5 protein-coding genes and 7 tRNA genes are annotated in these 5634 nt (G+C 29.0%); 3 read left to right on the forward strand and 9 right to left on the reverse strand.

Annotated features, from left to right (window positions below):
- Positions 1-322: 322 nt before the first annotated feature.
- A complete protein-coding gene (locus tag Q0138_RS03360; protein WP_297980924.1) occupies positions 323-991 on the forward strand; it encodes a TrkA family potassium uptake protein in 669 nt (222 codons plus the stop codon).
- Between the two features lie 292 nt (positions 992-1283).
- Here the strand turns inward: Q0138_RS03360 and Q0138_RS03365 are convergent, their stop codons facing one another.
- The 4 genes from Q0138_RS03365 to hjc form a co-directional block, all read right to left on the reverse strand.
- Positions 1284-1931 (reverse strand): MBL fold metallo-hydrolase, encoded by a 648-nt coding sequence (locus Q0138_RS03365; protein ID WP_297980926.1) that lies wholly within the window; start codon positions 1929-1931, stop codon positions 1284-1286.
- Positions 1932-2255: 324 nt separating this feature from the next.
- Positions 2256-2410: transfer RNA gene (locus Q0138_RS03370), tRNA-Trp, on the reverse strand.
- A gap of 30 nt (positions 2411-2440) precedes the next feature.
- A tRNA-Cys gene (locus Q0138_RS03375) sits at positions 2441-2512 on the reverse strand.
- A 208-nt stretch (positions 2513-2720) separates the two neighbouring features.
- Positions 2721-3128, reverse strand: coding sequence for a Holliday junction resolvase Hjc (gene hjc / locus Q0138_RS03380; protein ID WP_297980928.1), 408 nt, complete (start codon positions 3126-3128; stop codon positions 2721-2723).
- Positions 3129-3363: 235 nt separating this feature from the next.
- Here hjc and Q0138_RS03385 point away from each other — a divergent pair, with 235 nt between their 5' ends.
- Positions 3364-3501 (forward strand): hypothetical protein, encoded by a 138-nt coding sequence (locus Q0138_RS03385; RefSeq protein ID WP_297980931.1) that lies wholly within the window; start codon positions 3364-3366, stop codon positions 3499-3501.
- A 3-nt stretch (positions 3502-3504) separates the two neighbouring features.
- Here the strand turns inward: Q0138_RS03385 and Q0138_RS03390 are convergent.
- The 5 genes from Q0138_RS03390 to Q0138_RS03410 all read right to left on the reverse strand — a co-directional run bounded on the left by Q0138_RS03390 (position 3505) and on the right by Q0138_RS03410 (position 4018).
- Positions 3505-3580 (reverse strand) — tRNA-His (locus Q0138_RS03390).
- 44 nt (positions 3581-3624) lie between these two features.
- A tRNA-Leu gene (locus tag Q0138_RS03395) sits at positions 3625-3707 on the reverse strand.
- A gap of 48 nt (positions 3708-3755) precedes the next feature.
- Positions 3756-3830, reverse strand: a tRNA-Glu gene (locus Q0138_RS03400).
- A gap of 36 nt (positions 3831-3866) precedes the next feature.
- Positions 3867-3940 (reverse strand) — tRNA-Ile (locus Q0138_RS03405).
- Positions 3941-3945: 5 nt separating this feature from the next.
- Positions 3946-4018, reverse strand: a tRNA-Asn gene (locus Q0138_RS03410).
- A gap of 413 nt (positions 4019-4431) precedes the next feature.
- Between Q0138_RS03410 and Q0138_RS03415 the strand changes: the two genes are divergently transcribed.
- On the forward strand, positions 4432-5427 hold the full coding sequence (locus Q0138_RS03415) for a radical SAM protein (RefSeq protein WP_297980933.1): 996 nt from the start codon (positions 4432-4434) through the stop codon (positions 5425-5427).
- Positions 5428-5634 lie beyond the last annotated feature (207 nt).

The following is a 5634-nucleotide window of genomic DNA, read 5'->3' on the forward strand; positions in this document are numbered from 1 at the left end:
TAAGTTTTAAATAAGCATATAAAAATTAGAATTCCCATTTAAAAAAATAGGATTTAAGTTTTAAATAAGCATATAAAAATTAGAATTCCCATTTAAAAAAATAGGATTTTAGTTATAAATAGGTATATAAAAATTAGAATTCCCTTTTTAAAAAAATATTTTATTAAAAATTTTTAAAGAGCAAAATAAGCTTATTTTAGCAAATAAACTGATATGAATTGTTTTAAAATATAAAAACATTCCCCCCAATATGCAAAGATTTATAAATATAAAATGAGATATTAAGACAATATCTAATATTAATTTTTATAGGTGTTATATTATGTATATTGTGATTATGGGAGGGGGCCGCGTAGGCCTTTCATTAGCAGATCTTTTAATAACACATGGTTATGATGTTACAATTATTGAAAGTGATGAAGCATTATGTTCACATGCATCTGAAGAATTAGATGCAATGATTATTTGTGGAAACGGTACAGATACCAAGACTTTGGAAGAAGCAAATATAGATGAAGCTAATTTCTTTGTAGCAAGTACCGGTAATGACGAATCAAACTTATTGTCCTGTATTTTAGTAAAAGAATATTCCGAATGCAAATTGATTGCAAGGGTAAGTAATCCGGACCACGAAGAGGCATTTAAAAAAGTGGGAATTGATAAGGTAATCAGCCCTGAAAGAACTGCAGCAGGATTTTTGGAAAAATACATTACAAGACCAAATGTAGTGGATTTAATGACATTTGGTGCAGGAAATGCTGAAATATTGGATATGACAATTAAAAACCCTAAAGTCTTTGGAAAGAGAATATCAGAATTTTCACCGACAAAGGATTATATAATCATTTCAAAAAACAAGGACCACAAACTAGAAATTCCTCAACCTGATGACATTTTAAGCAATGGGGACAAAATATCCGTTCTTGTTAAAAGGAATGCCTTTGAAAAGGTAGAGAAAAAATTCATGAGTGCCGGAGGACTATTCGGATAATTTTAAAACTCCCACTAATATACTTATTTACACCCTAAGTTTTTTTATTTGAAAAACCACTTTTTCTATTTTTATTATTTTAAATTACTTATTTACGCACTTTTTTAAAACTTGAATTAATTAAATTCAAAAAGATATTTGAGGCTAATTAATTAAAAAAAAATATTTTGAATATTTTTATTATTTTAAATACTTATTTTACAAGTTATTTGTTTAAACTTTAATTAATTAAATTCAAAGACATTTAAGGATTAATTAATTAAAAAAATATTTTGAATCTTAAAAAACAAAATTAAACAATATTAAAATTTAAACAGGACATTGCAATATGCTGTTTTCCATTTTTAACCCAAGGCCCATGACCGGGAAGCAAATACACAACATCCAATTCCTTTAATCTTGTTAAAGATTCTTTCATATCCTGAGGATTACCTCCAATATCCATCCTGCCAATACCTCCATTTGCAAAGATAGTGTCTCCACAGATTAAAATTTCACCATCCCATAGAGATATTCCTCCGGAAGTGTGTCCTGGAGTGTTTATTACTTCAAAACCAGCTATCTTATCCCCTTCTTCAAGTTCAATATCAACATCATGTCTTTGAACAATTGAACCAAATAATGAAGAAACTGTTAATTCACTGTCAGGATCTTTTAAAGCCAGGGCATCTATTTTATGAATAGCCACTTTAGTATTTGGGAAAAATACATTTCCTCCAACATGATCATAATGACAGTGAGTATTTACAATTAAATCTATATCATCAGTGGACAGTCCTATTTTTTGAAGATTTGATAATAAATGATCATTACTTTGACCAGTGCCGGTATCAACCAAAATATAGTTATATTCATCATCAGATTCAGTATTATCAATTAAATAATAGTTAGAATCCGCCATAAACCCTTCAATACAATAAACATTTTTAATTTTTTCCATATGAACACCAATAAAGCTTGAATAGAAAATAATAATTTAAAAATTAGGAAATTAATAAAAAACATATTTTTAATCTTAAATAAAATTTTGTTTAATGAGTAAATAAAAATTTTGTTTAATTAGTAAAAAAAATTTATTTAATGAGTAAAAAAATTTGTTTAATTAGTAAAAAAAATTTATTTAATGAGTAAATAAAAATTTGTTTAATTAGTAAAAAAAATTATTTAATGAGTAAATAAAATTAACTAAAAAGGAGACAAAAATAGAAAAAATAGTCTAAAAATAATTAAATTGAAATAAAATTAAGAAAAATAGTAGAAAAAATGGGGTCACAGGGATTTGAACCCCGATCCTGGGATTTCTCTTGCCTCAGTACTCCAATTGGTCATCACATAACCAATGATACTGATTATCAGACTACGCGTATTTCTTCAAAGACAACTGGAGTCCCAGATGATGCCAGGTTACACCATAACCCCAAATAATTAGTTAAAATTTAACTAATTAAGAGCCAAGAGAGAGATTTGAACTCCCGTGTAATTGGTCTGCAGCCAACCGCTTCGCCTCTAAGCTATCTTGGCATCTAATATACAGTAATATAAAATATGTTTTAATGGTATATAAACTTATTGATTTTAAAAAATAAGTGAAGATAAGGGTTAAAAATTAACTAATAATAAAGTAAAAATAAACTAAAAATAAACTAAAAATAAACTAAAAATAAACTAAAAATAAAGTAAAAATGACTAAAAAAAACTAAAAAATAAACTAAAAATAAACTAAAAAGAATTAAAATTTAACCTGTTTATCAAATCCACAGATTTCATCAAGTTCCAATGCCTTTTCCATACAATAATCCTTTTCTATTTTATAATTTCCATTTCTAGTTTTTTCAATGTTTTCAGGAGCTAAAAAAAGCCATTTAGTATATTTGAATTTCATTCCAAGATAAGGAGTAGCTCCAAACATGTCAGAAAATTCAACCAATGCATCAATTTGAGGATAATCAATATAAATTTTATCCTTTGTTGTAGTTTTTACCTCAATAGCCAGATAAATCTTACCATTTCCTGCCAAAACATCAGGCAATGGTCTTTTTGTAGCTCCACCAGATGCTGGAGCTCTCATAGCAGCAAATTTCCTATCCCACAGTTTATGAACTAAATCTCTTTCCTCAGCTGAACCTTTTTTAGCCATATTAAAACCCACATTGATAAAATAAACAAAAAATAAATTATAAGAATAAAATTTTAGATTATAAATAGATCCTATTGGCAATTTATAATCTAAAATTCAAGAATGTAACCAAACATATAAACTAAAATCAGTTTATAATACATATTATACTTTTTAAGTTAATTTATATTAAACTATGGTGAGAGCATTTGAAAACTAATAAGCTCAATTTCAAGTGTAATTAAAAAAAGAATTTATGAACAAATATTTAAAATCAGCAATTAAAATAAAAACACAAAAACCAAAAAGCCTAAAAACAGCAATTAAAATAAAAACACAAAAACCAAAAAGCCTAAAATTAGTAATTAAAGTTAAAATAAGAAAAAAAGTTTAAAAATGGGGCCGGGGCCGAGATTCGAACCCGAGTCACAGGATCCACAGTCCTGTAGGATGACCACCTACCCTACCCCGGCAAATGAAAAACAATCAAAAAAAATAATAAAAAAATAAAAGATTATGCGAGAGCAGGGATTCGAACCCTGGTAGACCTGCGTCAACAGGTCCTAAGCCTGTCTCCTTTGGCCGCTCGGACACCCTCGCAAATTAATTGAGGGAAGGAGATCCCTATAATCTTTCAAATATAAAAAATGCTCCGACCGGGATTCGAACCCGAGTCTTCGGCTCGAAAGGCCGAAATGATTGGCCGGACTACACCATCGGAGCAAAAAAATACGAATGCAATAAAACTAGATTATGCAATGGGCCCAATGGGATTCGAACCCATGACATCCCGGTTATGAGCCGAGCGCTCTACCTGGCTAAGCTATGGGCCCAAAAACGCCGTCGACAGGGCTCGAACCTGTGACCAATCGGTTAACAGCCGAACGCTCTACCTACTGAGCTACGACGGCAAAACAACCCATGCTTGCAAATCATAGTTTTACAAATGTACTGTAAGAATACAGTAATAATATGTTGATTTACATACTATATAAAGTTTTCGATTTAGAAAAACCCTATATGAAAATTGAAAAAATCTAGAAAAATCGATAACTATACTATGATTTTTTTACTATAAAAAGTTTACCTAGTAAAATATTTTTGAAAGATTTAAAAAACAATTGGAAGACTAGTAAAATATTTTTGAAAGAATTAAAAAACAATTGGAAGACTAGTAAAATATTTTTAAAAATATTAAAAAACAATTGGAAGAAAGTAACAGATAAAAGAAAAACCTTAAATTTTTTAAATAATTAATAATAAAAAGAATATTGTTTAAAAAAGATAAAATATTTAGGATTTATAAACTTATAAAAGTGATACCATGAATGATATAAATAGCATAGAAATATTGGAACAAATCAATAAGGCCAACGCACTTAGCCTAAAAAAGGGCTATACAGAAATAAGCCTTGAAAGAGCTGTTTTTTTATCATGGTGGTGTGACAAGGGAGACTGTAAATTCTGTTATATGAGTACCCAGAAGGAAAAGATCAAAGATCCTTCCAAGGCTAAAAGAAGAGTTCAAAACATCTTAGCGGAAGCTGAAATGTGCAGTCGCCTTGGATGGAACATTGAATTTTTATCTGGAGGATACAAATCATTCACAACATCCGAAATCAAGTCAATAGCTGAAAATATTAAAACAATTACTGGAGATGGAGTTTGGCTAAACACAGGAATTACAGATGAATTGGAAGAATACGGCTCTGAAATTAAGGGAATTACAGGAGCTGTTGAAACTGCAAATCCTGAATTTCAAAAGGAAGTTTGTCCATCCAAATCTCTTGATGATATAAGTGACATGTTGGATAAGGCAGGAGATTTAGGGTTTAAAAAGGCAATCACTATAATTTTAGGCCTTGGAGAAACTTATGAAGATGTTGAATACCTAATTCAATACATAAGAGATCATAAAATTGACAGAGTAATATTCTACTCATTAAATCCTCATCCTGAAACAATATATGCTAACAGCTCACAACCTGCATCATTATACTATGCAAGAATTGTGTCAAGAATAAGACTTGAATTTCCAGAACTTGAAATCATTTGCGGAACCTGGACAGACAATCTTGCAAACATAGGAATCCTCATATTAAGCGGAGCTAATGGAATAACCAAATTCCCTCTGTTTAAAATGTTTGGAACAAAATATGGAAAAAGGGTAGAAGAAGAGGTAAAATGGACTGGAAGAACTTTAAAAGGAACATTCACTGACAAAAGCAAACTTGGAAGTGAAACCAGCGAGTTTAACCCTGAACTTGACAAGTACATAAAAAGATACATTAAGGACTCCTTAAAAAACAAGTACAAATAGGCAATAACTAATAAGTTCAAAAAGAGCCCATTATTTTTAAAATAAAATTCCCAAATATTTTAAAAAAAACTATTTTTAAAAAGCAATTAATAATAATCTTTTTTAGAATTAAAATAATCTTTTTTAGAATTAAAATAATCTTTTTTAGAATAAAAATAATCTTTTTTAGAATTAAAATAATCTTTTTTAGAATAAAAATAATCTTTT

This window comes from uncultured Methanobrevibacter sp., assembly GCF_937906425.1.
GTDB lineage: Archaea > Methanobacteriota > Methanobacteria > Methanobacteriales > Methanobacteriaceae > Methanobrevibacter.

Excerpts from the sequence above, each read along its gene's own strand:
- Q0138_RS03360 (WP_297980924.1), top strand. The coding sequence starts at position 323 with ATGTATATTGTGATTATGGGAGGGGGCCGCGTAGGCCTTTCATTAGCA.
- Q0138_RS03385 (WP_297980931.1), top strand. The coding sequence starts at position 3,364 with ATGAACAAATATTTAAAATCAGCAATTAAAATAAAAACACAAAAACCA.
- hjc (WP_297980928.1), bottom strand. The coding sequence starts at position 3,128 with ATGGCTAAAAAAGGTTCAGCTGAGGAAAGAGATTTAGTTCATAAACTG.
- Q0138_RS03415 (WP_297980933.1), top strand. The coding sequence starts at position 4,432 with ATGAATGATATAAATAGCATAGAAATATTGGAACAAATCAATAAGGCC.
- Q0138_RS03365 (WP_297980926.1), bottom strand. The coding sequence starts at position 1,931 with ATGGAAAAAATTAAAAATGTTTATTGTATTGAAGGGTTTATGGCGGAT.